Annotated in this window: 22 protein-coding genes; 8 read left to right on the top strand and 14 right to left on the bottom strand. The window is 73.3% G+C overall.

The window, feature by feature from the left end; genetic code table 11:
* Nucleotides 1–53 precede the first annotated feature (53 nt).
* Entirely contained in the window at nucleotides 54–1634 is a 1581-nt protein-coding gene (locus AB0D67_RS02950) for a penicillin-binding transpeptidase domain-containing protein (RefSeq protein WP_362929211.1), read from the top strand.
* Nucleotides 1635–1715: 81 nt separating this feature from the next.
* Here AB0D67_RS02950 and AB0D67_RS02945 read toward each other — a convergent pair whose 3' ends face one another.
* Together AB0D67_RS02945 and AB0D67_RS02940 are read right to left on the bottom strand one after the other, a co-directional pair.
* Nucleotides 1716–2465, bottom strand: coding sequence for a haloacid dehalogenase-like hydrolase (locus tag AB0D67_RS02945; protein WP_362929209.1), 750 nt, complete (start codon nucleotides 2463–2465; stop codon nucleotides 1716–1718).
* A gap of 85 nt (nucleotides 2466–2550) precedes the next feature.
* Entirely contained in the window at nucleotides 2551–3186 is a 636-nt protein-coding gene (locus tag AB0D67_RS02940; protein WP_362929207.1) for an HAD hydrolase-like protein, read from the bottom strand.
* Nucleotides 3187–3388: 202 nt separating this feature from the next.
* Between AB0D67_RS02940 and AB0D67_RS02935 the strand changes: the two genes are divergently transcribed.
* The gene (locus tag AB0D67_RS02935) at nucleotides 3389–4069 is read left to right on the top strand and encodes a DUF3159 domain-containing protein (RefSeq protein WP_362929205.1); all 681 of its coding nucleotides are present in this window, start codon (nucleotides 3389–3391) and stop codon (nucleotides 4067–4069) included.
* 171 nt (nucleotides 4070–4240) lie between these two features.
* Nucleotides 4241–4564 carry a hypothetical protein gene (locus tag AB0D67_RS02930; protein ID WP_362929203.1) on the top strand — a complete coding sequence of 108 codons (324 nt, stop codon included), beginning with the start codon at nucleotides 4241–4243 and terminating at the stop codon, nucleotides 4562–4564.
* Nucleotides 4565–4734: 170 nt separating this feature from the next.
* On the opposite strand, the gene AB0D67_RS02925 is transcribed toward AB0D67_RS02930, so the two are convergent.
* From AB0D67_RS02925 to AB0D67_RS02905, 5 genes are all read right to left on the bottom strand, one after another.
* Entirely contained in the window at nucleotides 4735–5175 is a 441-nt protein-coding gene (locus AB0D67_RS02925) for a DUF2690 domain-containing protein (protein WP_362929202.1), read from the bottom strand.
* A gap of 137 nt (nucleotides 5176–5312) precedes the next feature.
* Nucleotides 5313–5819, bottom strand: a complete 507-nt coding sequence (locus tag AB0D67_RS02920; RefSeq protein ID WP_362929399.1) for a hypothetical protein — start codon at nucleotides 5817–5819, stop codon at nucleotides 5313–5315.
* A gap of 240 nt (nucleotides 5820–6059) precedes the next feature.
* Nucleotides 6060–6704: an HAD family phosphatase gene (locus tag AB0D67_RS02915; RefSeq protein ID WP_362929201.1), complete on the bottom strand. Its 645-nt coding sequence runs from the start codon at nucleotides 6702–6704 to the stop codon at nucleotides 6060–6062.
* Nucleotides 6705–7092: 388 nt separating this feature from the next.
* On the bottom strand, nucleotides 7093–7269 hold the full coding sequence (locus AB0D67_RS02910) for a hypothetical protein (protein WP_362929199.1): 177 nt from the start codon (nucleotides 7267–7269) through the stop codon (nucleotides 7093–7095).
* Nucleotides 7270–7356: 87 nt separating this feature from the next.
* Nucleotides 7357–7938, bottom strand: coding sequence for a hypothetical protein (locus tag AB0D67_RS02905; protein WP_362929197.1), 582 nt, complete (start codon nucleotides 7936–7938; stop codon nucleotides 7357–7359).
* Between AB0D67_RS02905 and AB0D67_RS02900 the strand changes: the two genes are divergently transcribed.
* Together AB0D67_RS02900 and AB0D67_RS02895 are read left to right on the top strand one after the other, a co-directional pair.
* Entirely contained in the window at nucleotides 7930–12480 is a 4551-nt protein-coding gene (locus AB0D67_RS02900) for an HAD-IC family P-type ATPase (RefSeq protein ID WP_362929195.1), read from the top strand. The genes AB0D67_RS02905 and AB0D67_RS02900 overlap by 9 nt on opposite strands.
* Before the next feature lie 72 nt (nucleotides 12481–12552).
* Nucleotides 12553–12678 (top strand): hypothetical protein, encoded by a 126-nt coding sequence (locus AB0D67_RS02895; protein ID WP_268246288.1) that lies wholly within the window; start codon nucleotides 12553–12555, stop codon nucleotides 12676–12678.
* A gap of 25 nt (nucleotides 12679–12703) precedes the next feature.
* Here the strand turns inward: AB0D67_RS02895 and AB0D67_RS02890 are convergent, their stop codons facing one another.
* From AB0D67_RS02890 to AB0D67_RS02865, 6 genes are all read right to left on the bottom strand, one after another.
* Nucleotides 12704–14032 (bottom strand): glycoside hydrolase family 3 protein, encoded by a 1329-nt coding sequence (locus AB0D67_RS02890; RefSeq protein ID WP_362929193.1) that lies wholly within the window; start codon nucleotides 14030–14032, stop codon nucleotides 12704–12706.
* Between the two features lie 147 nt (nucleotides 14033–14179).
* Nucleotides 14180–15880 (bottom strand): phosphoenolpyruvate--protein phosphotransferase, encoded by a 1701-nt coding sequence (ptsP, locus tag AB0D67_RS02885; protein WP_362929191.1) that lies wholly within the window; start codon nucleotides 15878–15880, stop codon nucleotides 14180–14182.
* Entirely contained in the window at nucleotides 15877–16134 is a 258-nt protein-coding gene (locus AB0D67_RS02880; RefSeq protein ID WP_362929189.1) for an HPr family phosphocarrier protein, read from the bottom strand. The genes ptsP and AB0D67_RS02880 overlap by 4 nt, the downstream gene beginning before the upstream one ends.
* A gap of 239 nt (nucleotides 16135–16373) precedes the next feature.
* The gene (locus AB0D67_RS02875) at nucleotides 16374–16820 is read right to left on the bottom strand and encodes a PTS glucose transporter subunit IIA (protein WP_362929187.1); all 447 of its coding nucleotides are present in this window, start codon (nucleotides 16818–16820) and stop codon (nucleotides 16374–16376) included.
* Between the two features lie 167 nt (nucleotides 16821–16987).
* Entirely contained in the window at nucleotides 16988–17224 is a 237-nt protein-coding gene (locus tag AB0D67_RS02870; RefSeq protein WP_362929185.1) for a glucose PTS transporter subunit EIIB, read from the bottom strand.
* A 51-nt stretch (nucleotides 17225–17275) separates the two neighbouring features.
* A complete protein-coding gene (locus tag AB0D67_RS02865; RefSeq protein WP_362929183.1) occupies nucleotides 17276–18319 on the bottom strand; it encodes an SIS domain-containing protein in 1044 nt (347 codons plus the stop codon).
* 166 nt (nucleotides 18320–18485) lie between these two features.
* On the opposite strand from AB0D67_RS02865, the gene AB0D67_RS02860 reads away from it, so the two are divergent.
* The 3 genes from AB0D67_RS02860 (at nucleotide 18486) to AB0D67_RS02850 (ending at nucleotide 21716) form a co-directional block, all read left to right on the top strand.
* A complete protein-coding gene (locus tag AB0D67_RS02860) occupies nucleotides 18486–19223 on the top strand; it encodes a GntR family transcriptional regulator (RefSeq protein WP_362929397.1) in 738 nt (245 codons plus the stop codon).
* Nucleotides 19224–19426: 203 nt separating this feature from the next.
* Nucleotides 19427–20752 (top strand): PTS transporter subunit EIIC, encoded by a 1326-nt coding sequence (locus tag AB0D67_RS02855; protein ID WP_362929181.1) that lies wholly within the window; start codon nucleotides 19427–19429, stop codon nucleotides 20750–20752.
* Between the two features lie 367 nt (nucleotides 20753–21119).
* On the top strand, nucleotides 21120–21716 hold the full coding sequence (locus AB0D67_RS02850) for an Rv3235 family protein (RefSeq protein WP_362929179.1): 597 nt from the start codon (nucleotides 21120–21122) through the stop codon (nucleotides 21714–21716).
* A gap of 98 nt (nucleotides 21717–21814) precedes the next feature.
* Here the strand turns inward: AB0D67_RS02850 and secA are convergent, their stop codons facing one another.
* Complete coding sequence (secA, locus tag AB0D67_RS02845; RefSeq protein WP_362929177.1) at nucleotides 21815–24616, bottom strand: preprotein translocase subunit SecA; 2802 nt, start codon at nucleotides 24614–24616, stop codon at nucleotides 21815–21817.
* Nucleotides 24617–24650 lie beyond the last annotated feature (34 nt).

Below are 24650 nucleotides of genomic sequence, written 5' to 3'. Positions count from 1 at the left end.
ACACCACCGGTATCCCTCTGGTCTCCTCGATCCGCGAGACAGGGGGACGAACCATGAGGAACACATACAGGTACGGTGCGGCGGCGGTGACGCTGGCCGTCGCGGCGGGCGCGGGCGTGTGGCTGCTGCGCACGCCGGGGTCGCCCGAGGACACCGCCCGGGACTTCCTCGCCGCCTGGGCCCGGCAGGACCACCGGGCGATGCGGGCGCTGACCGTCGACCCGCCGGACGACTTCGACCGCTGGTACACCCGCTTCCGGTCCGACCTGAAGCTGTCGAAGGCCGCCTTCCGGGTCACCGCGGGCGACGACTCCGGCGGCTCAGACGACTCCGGCGACTCGGGCGGCTCCGACGGCTCCACGGTCAGGTTCCGGGCGACGCTGGACGGCCCGGTGCCCTGGTCCTACGACGGGTCGCTGCGGGTGGTCGAGCACGAGCGGGCCTGGCGGGTGCGGTGGACCCCGGCGGCGATCCACCCCCGCCTCGGCCGGGGCCTGCGGATCAAGGCCATGCCGTCCCGGTCCGAGCGGGCGCCGATCCTGGCCGCCGACGGCGCCAGGATCGACACCCCCTCCACGCCCGGCTCGGTGCAGCAGCTCGTCGAAGGGCTCTCCGAGAGATACGCCGCCCGCCTCACCGGCTCCTCCGGCGGCCGGGTGGACCTGGTACGGGGCGCCGAACGGGTCGCCACGCTCACCACCGCGGGCGCGCGGCCCGGCCGGAAGCTGACCACCACGATCGACCTGCGGGTGCACCGCGCCGCCGCCGACGCCATGGACGGCGTGACCAAGCCGGCCTCGCTCGTCGCGCTGCGCCCCTCGACCGGCGAGATCCTCTCCGTGGCCAACCAGCCGGGCGGGTTCAACCGGGCTCTGCTCGGCCACTACCCGCCCGGCTCCACCTTCAAGGTGGTCACGGCCTCGGCCCTGGTGGCGGGCGGCATGACGGCCGACCAGCCGGTGGGCTGCCCCGCCGAGCGGAACATCGGCGGCTACGCCTTCCACAACGCCGGCTTCGAGGAGTTCGGCACGGTGCCGCTGCGGGCCGCGTTCGCGCACTCCTGCAACACCACGTTCGGGTCGCTGGGCGTGGAACGGCTCGGCGCCGAACGCCTGGCCTCGGTTGCGGCGAGCTTCGGGTTCGGGGGGCCGGTGGACCCGGGGGTGCCCGCCGTACGGGCGCAGTTCCCGGAGCCGAAGGACGACACCGACCTCGCCTCGGCCTCGATCGGGCAGGGCCGCGTCCTGACCAGCCCGCTGAACATGGCCACCGTCGCCGCCGCCATCGCCGACGGCTCCTGGCGCCCGCCCCGCCTCGTGGACGCCTCCCTGCTGCCGGCCGCCCCGTCCAGGAAGCTGGAGCCCGCGGTGGTGCGGGCGCTGCGCACCCTGATGCCCGCGGTGGTGACGGACGGCACGGCCAAGGGGGTCTCCTTCCCCCCCGGTACGGCGGGCAAGACCGGGACCGCGGAGTTCGGCTCGGGGACCTCGGGGAAGGAGCCGCCCACCCACTCCTGGTTCATCGGTTACCGCGACGACCTGGCGTTCTCGGTGATCGTGGAGGGCGGCGGCGAGGGAGCCGCGGTGGCCGCCCCGATCGCCGCCCGCTTCCTCAACGGCCTCGCCTCGCCCTGAGCCCGGCGGAATGCCGAGGTACGGCGGCACCGGTCACGGCCAGGCCCTGACGCCATCGGCCGGCACGGGACGCTTCGCGGTTCAGCCCGCCCTGCGGGACGGGGAGGTCAGGCCGGCCACGGCGGCGACGACCTCGGAGGGGTTGGCCAGATCGGGCAGCACCACGTCGGCGCCCGCCTCGTGCAGCTCGGCCGGCAGGGAACGGCCGGTGGCGACACCGATCATCGCGGCCCCGGCGATCCGGGCCGCCTGGACGTCGCGGGCCGAGTCGCCGATCATCACGGTGTTGCCGCCGTCGAAGGCCGTGCCGTACTTGGCCTTGGCCCGGCCCTGGGCGACCTGGAGCAGGGTGGCCTTGGGATAGACCTCCTCGCCGTAGCCGCCGACCTCGAAGTCGACGTGCCGGTCCAGGCCGAAGGCGGTCAGCTTGTGCACGGCGTTGCTCTTGATCGTGCCGGTGAGCACCGCCTGGACGGTGCCCTCCAGCCTGGCCACGGCTCTGAGCGCCTCGGCCGCGCCGGGCATCGTCCGGCCGTTCCGGGCCAGCAGGCCGCGCCGGGCCGCGAAGGCGTCGGCCAGCGCGTCGAGGAACGCCGGCAGGTGGTCGTCGGTGGCGACGACCCCGTTGAGGGCCAGCATCTCGAAGACGATCTCGGAGTCCGGGCGGCCGTTGTGCTGGGTCAGCTTGACCAGCGGACGGCCGGTGACCCGCCGGAACGCCTCTGCGTACGCGTCGCGGGTCACGATGGACACGTCGACCAGCGTGAGATCGATGTTCCAGAGAACCAGGCGGTTGATCGTGGCCTCCCGGGGGTGGGGCGCGGATGCCACCGGGTGGGGGTTCACGGACGCCGGTGGTACGGATGCCAAGGGTACGGCCGCCGCCGGGCCCGCGCTCCACCCGATGCCGAGAACGTCAGGCGTGGCTGAGGGCCTCGGCGAGGGTGTCGACGACCGGGACGCCACAGGTGGCCAGGGCCGCCCTGCCGGTCACGCCGCCGCTGTAGAGCACCGCCCGCGCCCCGACGTGCTGCGCCGCGTGCGCGTCGTCGAGGCTGTCACCGATCACCAGCACGTCGGCGGGATCGGTGCCGAGCGCCGCGAGGTGCGCCGCCATCGACTCGGCCTTGCGGCTGCCGGAACCGGCGAGCAGGCCGTCGATCCGCAGGAAGTGCCGGGCGATCCCCAGCTCGGTCACCTTGGGCACCAGCCGGTCGTGCGCCCACATGGACAGCAGTGACTGCCCGCCGCCCGACTCCTCCCAGCTCAGCAGGGTGGTCAGCGCGTCGGCCGCCAGACCGCACCCCGGCATCAGCCGGTGGTAGTGGTCGTGGAACCCGAGGTCGAGCTTCTCCCACTCACCGTCGAGGAGGGAACGGCCGAGCATGCGCTCGTAGGCCGTCCAGATGGGGCGGGAGTACACCGCCCGGAAGCCCTCGACGTCGTAGGGGGCCAGACCGTAGGGCTCGAAGACCGCGTTCGTCGCCTCCACCACGGCGTCGATGTCGTGAAAAAGGGTGCCGTTCCAGTCCCAGACAATATGTTTCGCCATAACCGCTCCAGCCTAGTAGGGCAGCCGCCGCTCGGAATGACGGCTGCTGTTCGAGGCCGAGCCGCCGGGATGGCGGGCTCGTCGGGTGAAGCCGCCCCGACCACGGGGCGACCGGCCCGTTGCCCGTTCCCCTGTGAGGTCGGTCACCCTCGCGTCGTACAGGCTTGAGTGTGCCGTTGCGGCATACCTGTTAATTGTGCGGATGCGCACCGACGAAGAACCGAACCTGATGCCGGAGCAGAATCGTGGGCCTGCCCGCCCTGACTACGGTGCCGAGGCCCCGAGGCCCACCGTGCTGCACCAGATGGGGGGCATCGCCGGGTTCGTCTATTCGACGGTTCCGGTGGTCGTGTTCGTGACGGCGAACGCGTTCCTGCCGCTGCCGGTCGCCGTCGGCGTCGCAGTCGCGACCGGGCTGGCGTTGTCCGTCTTCCGGCTGTTGCGCGGGGAACGCCTTGTTTCCGCGGCCGGGAGCCTGCTCGGGGTGGCGCTGGCCGCCGGGATCATCGCGTGGACCGGCTCCGCGCGGGACTTCTTCGTGATCGGGATCTGGGCGTCGCTGGCCGGGTTCGTCGTCACGTTCGGGTCGGTTCTGGCCCGTCGGCCGCTGACCGGTGTCATCTGGAACGCCTTGCACGGCGGGACGTGGGCGTGGCGGTCCGACCGCGCCGTGCGTGTGGCGCACGATGTCGCGACCCTCGCCGCAGCGTCGGTGTTCGGGGCGCGGTTCGTGATTCAGCAGTGGCTCTATCTGGCTGACAGCACCGGTGCCCTGGGCATCGCCCGGGTGGCCATGGGCACCCCGCTCACCGTGCTGGCCGCGCTGGTGGTCCTGTGGGCTTTCCGGCGCAGCACCAAACGCCTCATCCGGACGAGCCGATGACCCGGGGCTCGAGCCCGCCGGCGCCGCCTCCGGTGGCGCCGGCACCGTGCTCGTGGCCGCGGTCGGAACGGCCCTGACGACGGCGCGTACCGTCACGGCGGAACGGCGCGGATCCGCTTGAACCCCTCCCCTCGCCCTGCGGGCGACGAATGAGCCGAAAAGGTAATGAGCATGACCCTTTACGAAGGTGCGATGCAGGTGGTCCCCGTCCTGCTGATCGTCCTGTTCATCGAGACCCGCAGCGGTGACCCGCAGGCCAGCCCAAGAATGCGGCGTTGGGAGGACATTCAGAACAGGGGTTACGCCGCGCTCGGCCTCGCCGCGTTCCTGGTGTCGATGTTCGTCGTGGCAGGCATCGTCCCCGTCGGACGCATTCCAGCCGTGATCGTCATCGCCGCCCTCTCCGGCTGCATGGGCCTGTTGTACGCCCGGATTCAGCAGCGCCTCGTTCGTAACCGCCGTGAACGGTACGACCAGGCGGCGGACGACCACTGAAGCCCCGTGCCGCCTGCCGGTTCGACGGAAACCGTGCCGCCTCGGCATGGCCGGGCCGGCCCGCCGCACCGACAGGGCACTCGTGCCATGGACGCCGTCGCCGTCCGACGCGGCTCGACCCAGCGGAAAAGCGCCGGTCCCCCGCGGGGTCCGACGCTTTTCCGGGATGATCAACGGCAGGCCTTGGCGGTGACGCCGGCCCCGTTCTGGCCGCCGGCGCCCGTGCCCCACTGGATGCTCGCCGCGCCCCACGCGCAGACACCCGGGGCCCGGAGCATGTTGCCCCAGTGCCGGCCGTGGTTGCCCGCCTTGAAGCGGAAGGTGTCCGAGCTCCGGTTGGTGTAGACACGGACCGACCCCCGGGCCGTGCTGCTGACGGAGATCTCGGTCCAGTTGGTCTTGCAGCGGCTGGACCACATGAGCTTGACCGTGCCGACCGTCCCGTTGGCCCGGCTCGTGATGTCGGCCTTCTTCACCACCCGGGCCGTGTTGCCACAGCCGGTGCGGTACGGATCCTTGTGGTCGTAGTAACTCTGCGCGTTCGCCGGCGCCGCGGCGACCAGGGTCACACCGGCGACCGCCAGCGCGGTCGCGACCGTTCGAATCCTCATTTTGTGCCCCCTTCTTCGGACATGGATCTGAAGACGGGGATCAACCCTAGACCGAAAAGTAAAGGGAAATAAGCAAATATCGGATTTTAAGACAGGAAAGCCGCCTGACCTCGCCGTACGCCATCAGCCGGCCGCCATCAGCCGACCAGGTCGGGCATCTCCTGGGTGGCGTACCACAGCAGCTCGTGGGCCTCGGCGCCGTCCACCGTGAACCGCGCGTCCTCGTCCCCGAGGTCGGCCTCGGGCAGCGCGGCGATCGCGGCCTCGACGTCCGCCACTGCGGCCTCCTCGTCCACGTGAACCGCGGCGATCCGCGCCATGGGGACCGCGGCGGCGAGCCGTACCCGGGCGCGCTCCTCCAGATCCGCGCCCATGCCCACCTCGCCGTCCGGCACCTCGGCGGCGACGACGACCCGGCGCGCGGCCGCCTTGACCCCGTCGGCGCGGTCGGCGGCCAGCATCCGCAGGGACGCGCGGGCGGCGTCGGTCAGGGCGACGTACTCCAGTTCCTCGGTGTCACCCGAGGCGTACCACTCGACCAGCGCGGGCGTGACCGCGTAACCGGTCAGCGGGGCGGAGCCGAGCTCACCCTCGGCGAGCACGCGGGCCAGCGCCGGAAGCGTGCAGGGCAGGTAGACGCGCATCCATGCCTCGATCTGTTCATCCCACACCGGCGCCGGTGCGGCGCCGATCACCCATCGAGTGTGCCAGCCCGGACGGCCGGGCCGCACGCGACGCGGGCACCCGGCCGCCCGGCGGGCACCGCGCGGCCATGGCTGCGCGACACCGGCACGGCCGTACGGCGCGGGCACGGCCGTACGGCGCGGCGGAACGAGACGAGCGGACCGGGGCGATCGGACCGGGGCGGGGACGGCGGTGCGGCGTCAGCGCAGCGGCAGGCCGAGAAGCGTCTCCAGCTCCGCGATGGTCTTCTCCGCCTCCCGATGGTGCACGCCGACGATGCCCAGCGCGCGGGCGGCGACGATGTTGGCCTCGATGTCGTCGACGAACACGCACTCCTCACCGGTCAGGCACACCCGTCCCAGGGCGTGCTCGAAGATCCTCGGCTCCGGCTTGCGCATGCCGACCTCGCCGGAGATGACGACCTCGTCGAAGAACTCCTCCCAGCCGTCACGGGGGTACTCGTTGGCCCAGGAGTTGGAGACCAGGCAGGTCCGCAGTCCCGCCGCGCGCGCCGCGCGCAGCATGTCGTACATCGGCTCGATCCGGAGGAACCCGGAGAACATCCTCTCCAGCAGCCCCTCGGCGGCCGGTGGCACACCGTCCGTCGTCACCAGCATGGCCGCCAGGGAGCGTTCGAAGTCGGGCCCGGAGATCTCCCCGCGTTCCAGGGCGTGCACGACGTTCTCGGCCGGGCCCGACCCCTCGTAGGCGTGCTGCACCAGCTGCTGCATCACGTCGCGGTAGTGGTCGGCGTCGATCCGGTCGGCGACGATCCAGGAGGCGACCGCCTCGGACAGGTTCGTCGTCAGCACCCCGCCCCAGTCGATGAGCACACCTTTGAGCATCCCGCCTCCTTCTCGACACCAGCCCCAGATTATGACGTATCCGGACGAACTCAACGGGGGTCTTATCTTCCCCCTGATCGCCGAGGGGCGAAACACCCCCTTCATCGTCTCTTCTTGATATTTCGGGAAAGTGCGTGGAATGCAGATGCCTTTGCATGGTGAATGCCCACCTGAGCAGGAGAAATGCGTTTCGGACGCGGCTTGGGAGGAACGCTATGGAAACGGCGGCATGACCATGGAACCGTACGTAGATGGCCTTATGGGTCTTCTGCGGGCTTTGTTCCGATCGTTTCTCAGAACTCCGTCCTGGAGGGACCATGACAGTGAGCCAGACGTCGAGCCGGACGCCGACCCGGGCGTCGAGCCGGGGTGCGACCCGGGCGTCGAGTCAGGCGTCCCGGCCGTCGCGCAGTCGCGCGGCGACGGGTTCCACCGCGAAGGCGTCGGCGCCCGCGACGACCGGCCGGAAGACGGAGCGGCACGGGACCGCGGGGCAGAGCACCGACGGCCACGCGCTGACGCTGAACCTGCCGATGCTGACCGTGCAGCTGCGCCCCCCGCACATGCATCTTCCGCACCTCAGCCGGCAGGAGGCGGGCCAGGCCGTCGACACGGCCCGGTCACTCCTCCCGTCACCGGAACGGATCGTCTACTACGGCGGGCTCGGCGCGCTCGCGGTCGCGGGACTGATCGAGTGGCCGGTGGCGGCGGCCATCGGGGTCGGTACGGTGATCGCCCAGCGCGCCCGCCGGGAGCGGGCCGCCTCCCGCTCCTCGAAGGCCGCGTCGCCCGTCCCGGGCTCCGTGATCGCCCCGGACGTCGCCGAAGGCTCCGGGAAGACCGGTACGGCGGGCACCTCTCGTACCCGGGCCGCCCGCACCACCGCCCGCGCCACCACACGGAGCACCGCGCGGACCCCCGGAAGCACGTCACGAGCCACCGGCGGCACCGCCCGGACCACCCGGTCCACCTCCGCGGCCACGGGAGGGACCACGCGCGCCACCCGATCCACCACGGGCGGCGGAAGCACGTCACGAGCCACCCGGGCCGCCACGCCGGCCGCTCGGTCCACGTCGCGGACCACCCGGGCCACCAAGACGGCGTCCCCGGCCGCCAAAACCACACGGGCCACCTCACGGACCACCCGGGCCGCCACACCGGCCGCCCGATCCGCATCACGGACCACCCGGGCCGCCACCGCGAAGAGCGCCTCCGGGTGACCTTCGTGCCGCACGCACTCAGGTCGCCGATCGAGGCGCTCTGGGGACTCGTGCCCGACCCGCTCCGCGCCGCCCTTCCGGGCTCCCGTGAGGCGCGGGCCTGTCCCGGCGGGGTCCGCATCGATCTGCGGAGAATCGGTGGTCCGGGCACCGGCCGGATGGCGCGGCGGCTGGAGGACCGGCTGCTGTCGGTGAAGGGCATCGACCGGGCGGAGGTCAACGGCGTTCTGGGCTGGGTCTTCGTCGGCTGCGACAGCGCCGCGGCCGACCTGGGCAGGCTGCTGTCGATCGTCGAGCAGTTCGACGGCGGGGCCGGGGAGGAGGAGTTCGAACCGGGCCCCGTGGAGGAGGCCGAGACCACGGAGGACCGGTGCCCGCGCTCCCCCTCGTCCCGGCTGGCGGAGAACCACGCCCGGGCCGGCCTCCGGCTGGGCGCGAGCCTGCTCGGGGCCGGGCTGGCCGTCGCCGGACGCGTGTTGCGGACGCCGCCGCTCCCCCCTTCCGTCCCCACCATCCTCAACCTGGTCGACTCCACCCCGTTCGTCCGTACCGCGCTGGAGCGCCGCCTCGGGCGCGCGGTCACCGACACGCTGTTCACCACCGCCGGGATCGTCGGTCACACGTTCGCGCTGCGGCCGTTCGGGATGGTGGTCCAGTCGGTGACCGCGGCCGCCCGCTACGCGGAGACGCGCGGCACCCTTCGGGCCTGGCGGGAGCACGAGAAGGAGCTGGCCAACCGAGAGGGGGGCTACCGTCACATCCGGTCGGCGCGGACGCCCCGTACGGCCCCGATGGCCCACAGCCCCGTGGACCGGTTCGAGCGCGCGGCGAGCCCGCTGGCGGTGGGCGTCTCCGGCCTGACCCGACTGCTCAGCGGCAGCCGCGAGCAGGGCCTGGCCATGCTGGTCAACGCGACGCCCAAGGCCGCGAAGCTGGGCCGCGAGGCGTTCGCGGGAGCGGTCGGCCGGGCCGCGGCGGGGCGCGGCGCGATCGTGCTGAGGGGCAACGCCCTGCGCCGGATGGACGGCGTGGACACGGTCATCCTCGACGCCGGAGTCCTCGCGACGGGCTCCTGGACGATCGACCGCGTCGTCCCGCTGACCGGCGACGCGACCGGTGGCGCGGACAGTGACACGGACAGTGACACGGACGGCGGCACGGACGGCGGCACGGACGGCGACGAGCTGCGGGCCCGGCTGTACGGGCTGATCGACCTCTCCGACCCCGCCGCGCGGTGCGAGCACGACGGGTGGACGGCCGAACCGCTCGCCGACCCGGCCGGGTTCCTCCCGGCGGGCGGTCCTCCCCCGCCGGACGACCTCGGCGAGTGGGAGAGCCGGGGGCTGCGGGCGGTCGGTGTGAGGAGGGAGGGCGTGCCGGTGGCCCTGGTGGGCGTGGCTCCGGGGGTCGATCCCCTGGCCGACGCCCTCGTCGCCGCGGCCCGGGGTGCGGGCACCGTACTGCTCGCCGGCGGCCGCGCGAAACGCCCGGAGCACGCGGGACGCCCGAAGCACGCAGGGGCCGCGGAACCCGCGGAGCTCGCGGAGCTCGCCCGGCGGCTGGGGGTCGCCGAGAGCGTCCCGGGCGGCTCAGGGCTCGCCGCGAGGGTCCGCGCGCTCCAGGCGGACGGGCACGGCGTGGCCGTGGTGTCGGACCGTCCCCTCGCCGCGCTGGCCCAGGCGGACCTGGGCGTCGGCGTGCTGCGGCCGTCGGGCCCGGTGCCGTGGGACGCGGATGTGATCTGCGAGCCCGGTGAGGCCCACCTGCTGCTGAGCTCCCTGGGCCCGGCGCGCCGGACGAGCGAGCGGTGCGTGTGGCTCGGCGCCGCGACGGCGTTGCTCGGCACCGGCCTGACCTTCCTCGGACCGAGGGCCGCGACGGTGCGCTGGGCACAGCTCGTCAGCGACGGCACGGCGCTGGTGGCCATCGCGGTCGGCGAGTGGTCGGGCCGCGACGCCGGGCGCGTGGCGGCGCCGGTCCGCACCGACCCGACCCCCTGGCACGCCATGCGGGCCGAGGACGTCCTGGCCCGGCTCGGCTCCTCGCCCCGGGGCCTCAGCGAGGCCGAGGCGCTGCGGCGCCGTACCGCCTCGGGGGCCCGTCCGGAGGCCCCCGCCTCGCTGCTGCGCGCCTCCGCCGAGGAGCTGGCCAACCCGCTGACACCGGTCCTGACCGCGGGCGCGGGCCTGTCGGCCCTGGTCGGCTCGGTCCCCGACGCGGTGCTGATCGCCGCGGTCATGGTCATCGACGCGTTCATCGGGGGCGGCCAGCGGTTCGCCGCCGACCGCTCCCTGCGCCGCCTGACCGAGACCGTCGCGCTCCGGGTACGGCTGCGCCGCCCCGGCGGGCAGGAGAGCACGACCGTGGAGAACCTCGTGCCGGGCGACGTCGTCGAGCTGCGGGCGGGCGACGCGGTGCCTGCCGACTGCCGGGTGGTCAGGGCGGTGGGCCTGGAGGTCGACGAGGCGAGTCTGACCGGCGAGTCGCAGCTCGTCGCCAAGTCACCGGCGCCGGTCGGCGCGTCCGCCCTGGCCGAGCGGACCTCGATGGTCTACGAGGGCACGACGGTGGCGGCCGGGCACGGTCTCGCCGTGGTCGTCGCGGCGGGCCGGACGACCGAGGCGGCCCGTACCGCCGGGATCACCGCGGAGCGGCCCCCGCCGACCGGGGTGCAGCTGCGGCTGCGGCGGCTGAGCCGGGAGATCCTCCCGGCCGCGATCGGCTCCGGCCTGCTGCTCCTGGTCGCCGACCTGGTAAGGGGCAGACCGGCGGCGCAGGCGCTGGCGCCCGCGGTGAGCCTCGCCGTCGCCGCCGTGCCCGAGGGGCTGCCCTTCGTCGCCTCGGTCGCCGAACTCGCCGCCGCCCGGCGGCTGTCCAGGCGCAACACCCTGGTGCCGAACCCCTCCACCATCGAGGCCCTGGGCCGGGTGAACGTGCTCTGCTTCGACAAGACGGGCACCCTGACCGAGGGACGCATCAACCTGCGGCGCGTCTCCGACGGCCGGACCGAGCAGCCGGTGGAGGCGCTGACGCCGGAGCTGCGGCGGATCGTGGCCGCGGGGATGCGGGCCGGGCCCCGGAGCGACCCCGGGCGGCCCGTCGCCCATCCCACCGACCGCGCCGTCCTGGAGGGGGCCCGGCGGCTGGAGGTGACGCCCGAGGACGGCGCCGAGGGGTGGGTGCGGATCGACGAGCTGCCCTTCGAACCCGGCCGCGGCTACCACGCCGTGCTCGGCGCGGGCGGGGCGGGGGCGCTGCTGAGCGTCAAGGGCGCTCCGGAGATCGTGATCACCCGCTGTACGGCGGTGCTGCGCGACGGCCGCGAGACCCCGATGACCGATCCTGTGCGCGCGGAGCTGGAGAAGGAGGTGAACCGGCTGGCCCTGCAGGGGTACCGGGTGCTCGCGGTGGCCGAGCGCGGAGCCTCCGACCGCCGCGACCTGGACGAGGAGCGCATCCGCGAGCTGCGCTTCCTCGGGTTCCTCTGCCTGGCCGACCCGATCCGGCCCACGGCGGCCGAAAGCGTCCGCCGGCTGATGGGGGCGGGCGTCCGGATCGTCATGGTCACCGGTGACCATCCCAGCACCGCCGAGGCGATCGCCGCCGAGCTGGACGCGCTGAACGGCGGGCGGGTCATGACCGGCCCGGAGATCGACGACCTGGACGACGAGGAGCTGGCCGAGGCGCTGTCGGACGCGGCCGTCCTCGCCAGGACCACCCCGGCGCACAAGGCCAGGATCGTCCGCTGCCTGCGCCGTTCCGGCAAGGTCGTGGCGGTCACCGGCGACGGCGCCAACGACGCGCCCGCGATCCGCGTCGCCGACGTGGGCATCGCCCTGGGCTCCCGCGCCACCGCCGCGGCCCGGGCCGCCGCCGACGTCGTGGTGACCGACGACCGCATCGAGACGATCGTCGACGCGATCATCGAGGGCCGGGCCATGTGGAGCTCGGTGCGCGACGCCCTGAGCGTCCTGCTCGGCGGCAACATCGGGGAGATCGTCTTCACGGTCGGCTCCAGCCTGCTGTCCGGCCGGAACGTGCTGAACGCCCGTCAGCTGCTGCTGGTCAACCTCCTCACCGACATGCTGCCGGCGCTGGCGGTGGCGGTCCGGCCTCCGGCGGCGACGAGCCCGGAGAAGCTGCTGGCCGAGGGGCCCGAGGCGTCCCTGGGGGCCTCCCTGACCCGGGACATCTACCTGCGGGCGGTCACCACGGCGAGCGCGGCCGGGGCGGCCTGGTGGATCGGCCGGATGACCGGCACGGCGGGCCGGGCGAACACGATGGGGCTGGTGGCGCTGGTGTCGGCGCAGCTCTTCCAGACCCTGGCGCTCGGCCGCCGGGACCGGGTGGTCCTGCTGGCCTCGGCCGTCTCGCTGGCCGTGCTGGGCCTTGCGGTGTCGGCTCCGGGGGTGAGCCGGTTCTTCGGCTCCCGCCCGCTCGGGCCGGTGGGGTGGACCGTCGCCCTGGGCAGCGCCGTCGCCGCGACGGTCGTGGAGGCGGCGCTGCAGGCGTCGGCCCGCAAGGTGTCATCGCCTGTTCATCCGCAGGTAACCTGACCTGGGCGTTTAGTCCATGTTTGTCATGAATTATCGCTTATAAGAGGATTTCTCCCCTGTTGTGAGGTCGTCATGCCCGCCATCCTGACGTCGCTGCTGGCCAAGCTGGCCGTCATCGCGCTCGAAGCCATCGCCGCCTACGCCATCCGGGCGATCGTCGCCTCCGTCCTGGAGCGCCGGGGCCTCCAGCCGGCCTAGACCCGGCTCAGCCCCGGCCTCCCGGTCAGCGGGCCCGCGACTCGATGAGCCGGGCCACCCTGCGGTGCTCCGCCGAGCGCAGCGTCTTCTCGGCCTTCGCCGGGTCCGCCACCGGCGCGCGCTCCAGCAGCCCCCGCGCCTCCTTCAGCGTCAGCAGCCGCCGCACCGACTGGTCGAGCCGCGCCCGGGTGATCTTCCCCGACTTCACCGCGGCCAGCACCGCGTCGTACGCCTTGGTGAAGTCGGGCGGCATCAGCAGCAGGTCGACCCCGGCCAGGATGGCCCGGACCGGCACCTGCGCGTCGCCGTACTTCTTCCGCACTCCGGCCATGTCGAGCGCGTCGGTCGAGACGACCCCGTCGAACCCGAGCCGGTCGCGGAGCAGCCCGGTCAGGATCGGCTTGGACAGCGTCGACGGATCCCCGGACGGGTCGAGCTTCGGCATGACCACGTGGGCGCTCATCACCACGTCGGTCTTCGCGCCGATGGCGGCGGCGAACGGCGGGGCGTCCAGCTTCCGCCACTGCGACAGGGAGTGCCGGATCACCGGCAGCCCGGTGTGGCTGTCGACGTCGGTGTCGCCGTGGCCGGGGAAGTGCTTGGCGGCCGTGGCCGTCCCCGCGTCGTGGAAACCCTTGACCGCCGCGGCGACCATCCGGGAGACCTTGGCCGGGTCGGAGCCGTAGGCGCGCGGGCCGATCACCGGGTTGCGCGGGTTGATGTTCACGTCGGCGACCGGGGCGAAGTCGAGGTTGATCCCCAGGACGCGCAGCTCGCTCCCGGTGACCTCGGCGGCCTTCCGTGCCAGCGAGGGGTCACCGGTCGAGCCGATGACGGACGCGCCCGGCATGGTCGTGACCAGCGGCGCGAGGCGGGAGACCCGGCCGTTCTCCTGGTCGGCGCCGATCAGCAGCGGGATCTTCGGCGAGGCCTTCTGCAGCCCGTTGGTCAGGGACACCAGCTGCCGGACGTTCTTGACGTTGCCCGCCCAGGGGAACAGGATCACCCCGCCCGGCCGGTACTTCGCCACGGCCTTGGCGGGGGTGTCCGCGCCGAACCGCGCGCTGTTCTCCCCCGACGCGGTGTCGGGGGCCGCGCCGTACACCACGGGCATGAAGAGCTGCCCGACCTTCTCCTCCAGGCTCATCCGGGCGAGCACGGCCTCGACCTTCGAGGAGGCGGACGCCCGGGACGCCGGGGGCGCCTGCGATCCGTCCGGGGTCGCGGACGGGGTGGGGGGCGCGGCGGACGTGGCGGTGGCGCTCGCGACGGCGCCGTCGTCCCGGCCCGCGGCGGGCCGGGCGGGCGAGTCCGCTCCCGAGGCGGCGCAGCCGGCCACCATAGTCGCGATCACTGCCAGACCAGTCGTACGAATGCACCGAACCATGCGCCCCACGCTATCCGCGTCCGCGGGCGGACACGCCGCGCCGCCCCATCTCCGGGCCGGAAATCCCCCGTTTCCCGGCCATCCCGGCCATCCCGTCTATCCCGGCCATCCCGCTCAAAGGCCCAGCTCCGCCAGGCCCGGCAGGTTCGCCCGCGCCGCGGCGCGCGCCTCGTCCGGCGAGCCCGCGGCCACGGCCGCCGCCGCGGCGAGCACGCACTCCTCCCGTGAGTGCCGCGCCAGGGCCGCCCGTACGGCGGGCAACGCGGGCGCGGCCATCGACAGCGAGGTGACGCCGATCCCGACGAGCACGCAGGCCAGCGCCGGGTCGCCGGCCGCCTCCCCGCACACCCCGCACGGCCTGCCGCGCTCGGCCGCGCCGGCCACCGCCAGGCCGACCAGGTCGAGCAGGGCCGGCTGCCAGGGGTCCTGCAGCGCGCTCAGCGACCCCACCTGGCGGTCGGCGGCCAGGGTGTACTGGGCCAGGTCGTTGGTGCCCACGGAGAAGAAGTCCGCCTCCGCGGCCAGGTCGGCGGCGCGCACCGCGGCCGACGGGATCTCGATCATCACCCCCGCGGACGGCAGCCCGGCCTCCCGGCAGGCGGCGGCGAACCAGGCGGCCTCCCGCGCGGTGGCGACCATCGGGGCCATCACCCGGAGATCCGCCCGCGAGCGCGACGCGGCGCGGGCCAGGGCGCGCAGCTGCGTCTCCAGGATCCCCGGATGGGCGCGCAGCAGCCGCAGGCCCCGCTCGCCCAGCGCCGGGTTGGGCTCCGGGCGCGGCGGCGGCAGGAACGCCAGCGGCTTGTCCGCCCCCGCGTCGAGCGTCCGGACGATCACCCGGCCGCCCGGGAAGGCGTCCAGCACCGCGAGGTAGGCCTCCTCCTGCTCCCGCTCGCCGGGCGCCGCGGTCCGGTCCAGGAAGAGGAACTCGGTCCGGAAGAGACCGACGCCCTCGGCGCCGTTCGCAAGGGCCGCCTCGACGTCGTGCGGGCCGCCGATGTTGGCCAGCAGCGGCACCGGGTGCCCGTCGGCGGTGACGCCGGGGCCGGTGGCCGCGGTCAGGGCGGCCTCCCTGCCCGCCGCGACCCCGAGGGCCGCGGCCACGTCGGCGTCCGGCGGGGCGGTCCGTACCGTCCCGGCCGCGCCGTCCACCAGCAGCGGCGTGCCCGCCGCGATCGAGGCCGCCCCCGGGCAGGCCACCACGGCCGGTACGCCCATCGCGCGGGCGAGGATCGCGGTGTGGCTGGTCGGCCCGCCCTCCTCGGTGACGAAGGCGGCCACCACGTCCGGCGACAGCGCCGCCGTGTCGGCGGGCGCCAGGTCGCGGGCCACGAGGACGTACGGTCCCGGCGGTCCGTCGAGGGCGTCCAGGGAGGACGGCGGGCCGGGCGGCGGCCGGCCGTCGAGCACCGCGATCGCCCGGTCCCGGACGTCGTCCAGGTCGGCGACGCGCGCGCCCAGGTATCCCCCGGCGTCGGCCAGCATCGCGCGGTAGCCGCCGAACGCCTCGTAGACGGCGCGGGCGGCGGACCTCCCGGCGTCGATCAGCTCGGCCACCCCGGACGCCAGGCCGGGGTCGCGCGCCATCATCGCCTGGGCGTCCAGGATCTCCCGGGCCTCGCCGCCGGCCCTGGCCCCGCGCTCCTCCAGGTCGGCGGCGACGTCGGCGAGGGCGCCTTCGGCCCGCGCCCGTTCCGCCTCGGCGTCGCCGCCGTGGCCGGATCCCGGCTCGGGGACGGGCGGCTCCCAGTCGAGCACGAAGGCCGGGCCGAAGCCGACGCCGGGGCTGACGCCCGTCCCCGTCAGCTCGTTCACGGAGCCGATGCGATCTCGGCCAGCCGGTCCAGGACCTCGTCGGCGCCGTCGCCCTCGGCGGCGATCACCACGGTGTCGCCCTTGCGCACGTCGAGCGACAGGACCGACAGGATGCTCTTGGCGTTCACCGGCTTGCCGCCCCCCTTGGAGATGGTGATCTCCAGGGGGGCCTTGGCCGCGGTCTGCACGAACATCGCCGCCGGGCGGGCGTGCAGGCCGACCTCGGCCTCGACGGTGACTTGACGCTGGGTCACGGACTCCTCCTGCGAGTGCCGGCCGGGCGGTCCAGACCACCCGGCGTCCTGTCGCCCGGCGGAACCCGGGCGGCCTCCACCGTACGGCGGCCGGTGATCGGCCGCTGCGGGTCCCGTGCCCGCGCGGGACCCGGCCATGCGGCGTGCGCCGTGCCGGGCACCGGACGCGCCCGTGCGCGCCGTGTCGGGGCCCGGACGTGTCCGGGCGCGCCCGGACGGGGCGTACCGGTTCAAGGGGCTCACGTCCACCGGAAGAGCTCTTCTCCGGCGCGCACGGGGCCCCGGGCGAGCGCGGTGACGGCCTCGGCGGGGGCGTCGAGGGCCACCACCGGGCAGACCGGCGAGCGCCCGCCCGCCGCCACCCGCGCCGGGTCCCAGGCCACCACGGGCTGTCCCGCGCCGACCCGCTCCCCCTCCGCGGCCAGCGTCTCGAAGCCCTCCCCCTTGAGCTGCACGGTGTCGATGCCCAGGTGCACCAGGACCCCGCGGCCGTCGTCGCCGACGACGACGAAGGCGTGCGGGTGCAGCTTCACGATCGTGCCGGTGATCGGCGAGACCGCCGGGCCGGCCGTCCGCTCGGGCTCGACCGCCATCCCGGGACCGACCAGGCCCTGGGAGAATACCGGGTCGGGCACCGCGTCCAGACCCACCGCCGTCCCCGTGACGGGGGTCATAACCGTGATCATCGCAAATCCCCCTCGGTCTTCCCCCGCGTGCCGGAGCGGGACACCGTCCGGCCGCCGGGCGGGACCGGCCCGTGGTCCTCCCCCGCTCGCCGGGGCGGGGCGCCCGCGGGCCGCCGCGCGGATCGGTGTCCGGTCCTCCCCCGCCGGGGCGGGGGAGGACCGGCGCGTCAGCCGATGATGTCCTCGATGTCACCGGCGATCGTGTCGGCCTCGGGGCCCACGACCACCTGGACGACGTTGCCGGTGGCCATCACCCCGTGCGCGCCGGCGGCCTTGAGGGCCGCCTGGTCGACCTTGGAGGCGTCGCGCACCTCGGTGCGGAGCCGGGTGATGCACGGCTCGATCTCGATGATGTTGCCCGCGCCCCCGAGACCCGCGATGATCGCGTCGGCGTCAGCCGCCATGTCGTCCTCCCTTGCCGTCGGTCTGTGACCAGGCTAAACGACGCTCGGTGATCAGTCGGTCTGCGTCACCTTGTTCAGGCCGCGCGGGGCGTCGGGGTCGATCCCGAGCCGGCGGGCCAGGGCCTCGGTCAGCAGCTGCCCCGGAACGATCAGCCCGAGCGGGGCGACCCATTCGGGCAGGTCGGGGCCGTTCAGCGCGGCGCTGGAGGCGGAGGCGAGCTCGGTGCCGCCGCCGACGGTGAACGCCTGGGCGCCCGCTTCGGTGACCCGCCGGGCCAGGGCCACCGTACCGGCCAGGGTGGGGCCCTGGCCCGCGGCGACGAGGACGGCGGGGGTGTCGGCGTCCACCACCGCGATCGGGCCGTGCAGCAGGTCGGCGTACGACAGGCCCATGGCGTGCAGGTAGCACGCCTCCTTGAGCTTGAGGGCCAGTTCGAGGGCGGTGGAGAAGGCCAGCCCGCGGCCGGAGACCACCGCGCCCGGCTTGTCGGCCAGGCCCTCGACGACCGCCTCCAGGTCCCCCGGCTCGGCGATCAGCTTCTCCACGGCGTCCGGCACGCGCCGCAGGTCGCCCGGGTCGACGTCGGCTCCCAGGCCCAGGCCCAGGACGGCCAGGGCGGCGAGCTGGGTGGTGTAGGTCTTGGTGGCCGGGACGGCCTTCTCCTCGCCCGCGAGCGTGCACAGGGCGAGGTCGGCGGCCTGGGCGAGCGGGCTGCCCTCGCCGCCGTTGGTGACGGCCACGGTCGTCGCGCCGCAGTCCTTGGCCCAGGAGAGGGTCTCGACGATCTCCTCGGTCCGGCCCGACTGGGAGAGCGCCACGGCCAGGACACCGTCGAGATCCAGCCTGCGGCGGTAGGTGGTGGCGATCGACGGCGCGGCGAGGGTGGACAGACGGCCCGCGTGCGCCTCGGCCAGATAACGGCCGTAGACTGCGGCGTTGTCGGAGGTGCCGCGGGCGATGAACAGCAGCTGGCGGGTCCGCCGGGCGAGCCGTTCCACCTCTCCGACCCGGGGGAGGAGGGCGTCCAGGGTGGCGCGCAACGCGGCGGGCTGCTCGGCGATCTCGCTGCGCATCTTGGTCGTCATCTCGTTCATCCTTCGGCTCGGACGGACGAGATCGGGCCGTTATCCATCCGTCTCCGGTCCGTACGTTGACACCCTTTTCCAGCACGTGGTCTAGTCCGGACTAGACCAGTACGAACCATAGCTCATCACCACATACAGATCGAGTGGCTGGTTGCCGGTCAGAGAGGGGGACGCCGTGGCCCGGATCGATCCGGACAGCCCGGTGCCGAAATACTTCCAGCTCCGGGAGATCCTGCTCGACATGATCGAGAGCGACGAGCTGGTCATCGGCACGGCGATCCCGTCCGAACGCGAGCTCTGCCAGCGCTTCGGCCTGTCCCGCATGACGGTACGGCAGGCGGTCGACCACCTGGTCTCCGAGGGCAGGCTGCAACGCGTCCCGGGCAAGGGCACCTTCGTGGCCCGCCCGAAGATCGAGATGGCGCTCCGGCTGACCTCGTTCAGCGACGAGATGCGCTCCCGGGGCATGGAGCCCGGCTCCCGCGACCTCGACCGCCGCGTGGTCCGGGCCAGCGCCCACCTCGCCAGGGAACTCGGCATCCGTCCCGGCGAGGAGGTGCACTTCATCGAACGGCTGCGGACCGCCGACGCCGAGCCCATGTGCATCGAGCGGGCCCACATCCCGGTCTCCCTCGCACCCGACCTCGGCGACCACGACCTGAGCGGCCGCTCGCTGTACGCCCTGCTGGAGACCCGCTACGGGCTGGTGCTCGACGCGGGCGAGCTGACCATCGACGGCGGCATCGCCGACCCCGGCGACGCCGACCTGCTGAAGCTGCCGCGCGGCGGGGCCGTGCTGCTGCTGCAGCGGCGCTCCTTCGCCGGGGGAGTCTGCGCCGAGCTGGGGGTATCCACCTACCGAGCCGATCGTTACCAGCTGCGCACCGTCCTGGAGACGCCGCGCCGCGCCTGACACGCCCCCGCCCGCCTGCGAACGGAAGGGACAACACCAGTGAAGCGATCCTCTTTCCCGGCTCCCGTCCCGGCGGTCTTCCCGGGCGGCCCGGCGACCTTTTCGAACGGCCCGGCGGCCTTCCCTGACGGCCCGGCGACCCTTCCGGACGGCCCGGCGGCCCGTCCCGCGCCCCGCGCCCCACGCGGTGAGGGAGGCGCGGGATGAGCGCGGCGGCGGAGCACCGGCCGTCGCCATGGTCGTCGGCGTGGTCGTCGGTCTTCGCGGTGCTCCAGCGGGTCGGGCGCTCGCTGATGATGCCGATCGCGGTGCTGCCCGCCGCCGGGCTCCTGCTCCGCTTCGGCCAGGACGACCTGCTCGGCCGTACCGACAATCCCGTCCTCGACCAGGTGGCCGGGGTGTTCGCGGCGGCGGGCGGCGCGCTGTTCGACAACCTGCCGCTGCTGTTCGCGATCGGCGTGGCGATCGGGTTCGCCCGCAAGGGCGACGGCTCGACCGCCCTGGCCGCGCTCGTCGGCTACCTCGTCTTCGACCGGGTCTCCCGGACGCTGTTCTTCGCCGCCCCGCAGGACTCGGCGGTCTACCGTAAGGTCGCGCTGACCGTCGTGGGGCCCGAGGGGCGGCCCGCGCCCGCGCTCGACCTGGGCGCCCAGAACCCCACCGGCGTCCTGGGCGGCATCGTCATCGGCATCGTCGCGGCCCTGCTCTGGCAGCGTTACTACCGCATCAAGCTCCCCGCCTGGCTCGCCTTCTTCGGCGGCAGGCGGTTCGTCCCGATCGTCACCGCCGTCGCCGCGCTGCTCCTCGGCGTGGTCTTCGGCCTGCTCTGGCGGCCGGTCGGCGACTGGCTGGCGTCCGCGGGCGACTGGCTCGCGCTGCACGGCCCGGTGGGCGCCGGCGTGTACGGCGTGGCGAACCGGCTGCTCATCCCGGTCGGCCTGCACCACTTCCTGAACACGATCGTCTGGTTCACCCTGCCGGAGTGCCGGGCGGGCGTCGACGGCGCGACCAGGAACGCCGCCGGCGACCTGAACTGCTACTTCGCCGGCCAGGACGGCGCAGGCATCTTCATGACCGGGTTCTTCCCGGTGATGATGTTCGGCCTGCTCGGCGCGGCCATCGCGATGTGGCGGGCGGCCCCGCCCGGCAAACGCGCGACCGTCGGCGGGATCATGCTGTCGGCCGGCCTCACCGCCTTCGTCACCGGCATCACCGAGCCGCTGGAGTTCGCCTTCATCTTCGTCGCGCCCGTGCTGTTCGTGGTGCACGCGCTGCTCACCGGCCTGTCGATGGCCCTGATGGCCGAGCTGGACGCCCGCCTGGGGTTCACCTTCTCCGCGGGCGCCATCGACATGCTGCTGAACGCGGGCAAGTCCAACACCCACCGGCTCGTCCTGGTCATCGGCTTCGGCCTGGTCTACTTCGTCGTCTACTACCTGCTGTTCACCGTGCTGATCAGGAGGATGAACCTCGCCACGCCGGGGCGGGAACCGGACGAGGGCGCTCCCTCGGCGGAGTCCACCCCCTGAGGTCCCGCCGAACCCTGAGGTCCCGCCGGGATCTTCCGAGGTCCCGCCGGGCCTTTTGAGGGGCGTTCCGGACGTCCGCCGGCCATCGCGAGCCGTCCCGGAACCCGTCCCGCCCGGCCGGGGACCGCACCAGGTCGACGTGGCCTTCCTCTCCTACCGGGACGAACCGGCACGGCCGAGTGGAAAGTTGGCGGCGGCGGTATCTGGACGGGTGGCCGGAAACTCCTGAACGCGTCAGGTAAGCCGACGACGATCGGAGCCCCCCATGCCGCGTCCTCCACACCCTCCGGGCCTGCCGGTCCCTCCACGCCCGCAGCGTTCCCTCCGTTCGCCACGCCCGCCGCGCCTCTCCCGTCCGCCGCGTCCCGTGCCGCTCCCCCGGCTCGCGCCGCACCCCTCGGCGGAGCCGCCCTACGACGACGAACACCCGCCGCCCGGCCCGCCGTACGTTCAAGGCGCCCTCGCGTTGGCCGGCGAGCCCGAGCCGGTCGGGGCCCGGGAGCCCGAACCGGCCGGAGTCCCGGAGCCCGAGCCGACCCGGGCCCGCGAAACCGGGCCGGCCCGGACCGGGGAGCCCGGGCCGGCCCGGGTCCGGGAGCCCCGGCCGGCCGGGCGCGGTGACCGTCTGCCGCCGGTGTGGGGGGAGCCGGGCCCGGTCCCCGACGGGCGGCGGCTGCGCGCCCTGGGCCAGGCCGTCGCCGAGGCCCTGTCCGGGCGCCGGCCGACGGCGAGCCTGTCCGCCCACATGACCGTCCGGGCCCACGCCGAGCTGGTCCGGGCCGGGAAGGTCATCGGAGGCGCCCGGCCGCCGCTGGTCGGCACCCCGCACGTGTCCCAGCCCGAGGACGGGGTGGTGGAGATGTGCGTCCTGGTGCACTGCGGCGACCGGCCTCGCGTCCTGGCGCTGCGCCTGGAACGGCGGGGGGCGCGGTGGTTGTGCACCGACGTGGAGACCACCCCCTGAAAGCCCCGGAAGCCCCGGAAGCCCCGGAAAGCCCCGGAAAGCCCGAAAAGGGGCCCGCACGTCGGCCGTGCGAGCCCCTTTTCGGGTGTGTGGCGAGGTCAGGCCTGGACGTTCCTCGGGTCGCCGTGGCAGCGCTTGTACTTCTTGCCCGAGCCGCAGGGGCAGGGGGCGTTGCGCTCCACGTCGCCGTAGGCGTCGCGCTCGGCCTTCGTGCTCACGCGGGTGTGCTCGATCTCGCCGCTCTCACCGGGCGCGGAGTATTCGAGCTCGGAGGGACGCTCCGGGCCGCGCAGCCCGCGGGCGATGATCGAACGGGTCTCGGCGATCGCCGAGTCCTCGTGCGCGTGGTCGTGCTCCTCGACGATCGGGTTGGTCTGCACCTCGACCTCGAGGTTGAACAGGTACCCGACCGACTCTTCCTTGATGCCCTCCAGCATCGCGGAGAACATCTCGAAGCCCTCGCGCTGGTACTCGATCAGCGGGTCGCGCTGCGCCATGGCGCGCAGGCCGATGCCCTCCTGGAGATAGTCCATCTCGTAGAGGTGCTCGCGCCACTTGCGGTCGAGGACCGACAGGATGACGCGGCGCTCCAGCTCCCGCATCGCCTCGGAGCCCAGCTCCTCCTCGCGGCGGTCGTAGGCGGCCAGCGCGTCGGCCTTGATCTTCTCGGAGAGCACCTCGGCGGTGAGCTCCTCGCGGCTGCCGGCCTCCTCGACGACGTCGTCGACGGTGAGGGTGATCGGGTAGAGCTGACCCAGCGCCTTCCACAGCTTGTCGAGGTCCCACTCCTCGGCGAAGCCCTCGGCGGTGGCGCCCGTGACGTAGCCGTCGACGACGTCGCCGACGAAGCCGCGGATCTGCTCGTGCAGGTCGGCGCCCTCCAGCACCCGGCGGCGCTCGGCGTAGATCACCTTGCGCTGCCGGTTCATGACCTCGTCGTACTTCAGAACGTTCTTGCGGATCTCGAAGTTCTGCTGCTCGACCTGGTGCTGGGCGGAGGCGATGGCCTTCGACACCATGCCGGACTCGATCGGCACGTCGTCCGGGATGTTGAGCCGCGTCATGATCATCTCGACCCGGGCCGAGTTGAACAGGCGCATGAGGTCGTCCTCGAGGGAGAGGTAGAACCGCGACTCGCCCGGGTCGCCCTGACGGCCGGACCGGCCGCGGAGCTGGTTGTCGATGCGCCGCGACTCGTGGCGCTCGGTGCCCAGGACGTACAGGCCGCCGAGCTCGGTGACCTCGTCGTGCTCTGCCGCCACGGCGGCCCTGGCCTTCTCCAGCGCCTCTGGCCAGGCCTTCTCGTACTCCTCCGGGGTCTCGACCGGGTCGAGGCCGCGGTTGCGCAGCTCCAGGTCGGCGCGGAAGTCGGGGTTGCCGCCGAGCATGATGTCGGTGCCTCGACCGGCCATGTTGGTGGCGACGGTCACGGAGTTCTTGCGGCCGGCCTCGGCGATGATCGCCGCCTCACGGGCGTGGTTCTTGGCGTTGAGGACCTCGTGCTGGACGCCCCGGCGCTTGAGCTCCTTCGAGAGCCGCTCGGACTTCTCCACGCTGGTGGTGCCCACCAGGACCGGCTGGCCCCGGTCGTAGCGCTCCTTGATGTCCTCGACGCAGGCGAGGAACTTGGCGTCCTCGGTCTTGTAGACCACGTCGGCCTGGTCCTTGCGGATCATCGGCCGGTTCGTCGGGATCGGGACGACGCCGAGCTTGTAGGTCTGGTGGAACTCGTTGGCCTCGGTCGCCGCGGTGCCGGTCATGCCGGAGAGCGTGGTGTAGAGGCGGAAGTAGTTCTGCAGCGTGATCGTGGCGAGAGTCTGGTTCTCGTCCTTGATCTTGACGCCTTCCTTCGCCTCGATGGCCTGGTGCATGCCCTCGTTGTAGCGGCGGCCGTGCAGGACGCGGCCGGTGAACTCGTCGACGATCAGGACCTCGCCCTCGACGACGATGTAGTCCTTGTCCTTCTTGTAGAGCTCCTTGGCCTTCAGCGCGTTGTTGAGGAAGCCGACCAGGTGGGTGTGCTCGGGCTTGTAGAGGTTGTCGATGCCGAGCCAGTCCTCGACCTTCTCCACGCCGGACTCGAAGATGCCGACGGTGCGCTTCTTCTCGTCGACGGCGTAGTCGCCGGTGCTCTCCTCGCCGTCCTTGCCCTCGGTGCCGCGGCGGAGCCGGGGCGCGATCTTGGCGAACTCGGCGTACCACTTGCCGGACTGCTCGCCGGGGCCGGAGATGATCAGCGGCGTGCGGGCCTCGTCGATGAGGATCGAGTCCACCTCGTCGACGATGCCGAAGTTGTGGCCGCGCTGGACGCACTCCTCCAGCGACCAGGCCATGTTGTCGCGCAGGTAGTCGAAGCCGAACTCGTTGTTCGTGCCGTAGGTGATGTCGGCGTTGTACTGCCTGCGACGCTCCTCCGGCGCCATGTTCGCCAGGATCACGCCGACTTCCAGGCCGAGGAAGCGATGGATGCGGCCCATCTCGTCGGCGTCGCGTTTGGCGAGGTAGTCGTTGACCGTGATGACGTGCACGCCCTTGCCGGAGATGGCGTTGAGGTAGGCGGGGAGCGTACAGGTCAGGGTCTTGCCCTCACCGGTGCGCATCTCGGAGATGTTGCCCATGTGCAGGTTGGCCCCGCCCATGATCTGCACGTCGAAGTGGCGCTTGCCCAGCACACGCCGGGAGGCCTCGCGGACGGTGGCGAAGGCTTCGGGAAGCAGATCGTCGAGGGACTCGCCGTCGGCGTGGCGCTGCTTGTACTCGTCGGTGAGCGCGCGCAGCTCGGCGTCGGTCAGGCTCGTGAAGTCGTCCTCGATGGAGTTGACCTGGTCGGCGATCCGCTTGAGCTTACGCAGAAGCTTGCCTTCGCCTGCGCGAAGAATCTTGTCGAGAAAGGCTGGCACTTTAGGTAAGGCTCCTCGCAGGTCTTCCGGACCG

The organism is Streptosporangium sp. NPDC048047 (assembly GCF_040653115.1).
Lineage (GTDB): Bacteria > Actinomycetota > Actinomycetes > Streptosporangiales > Streptosporangiaceae > Streptosporangium.
Note: the sequence above shows the minus strand (reverse complement) of the source record. Positions and strands in the feature narration are given on the sequence as shown.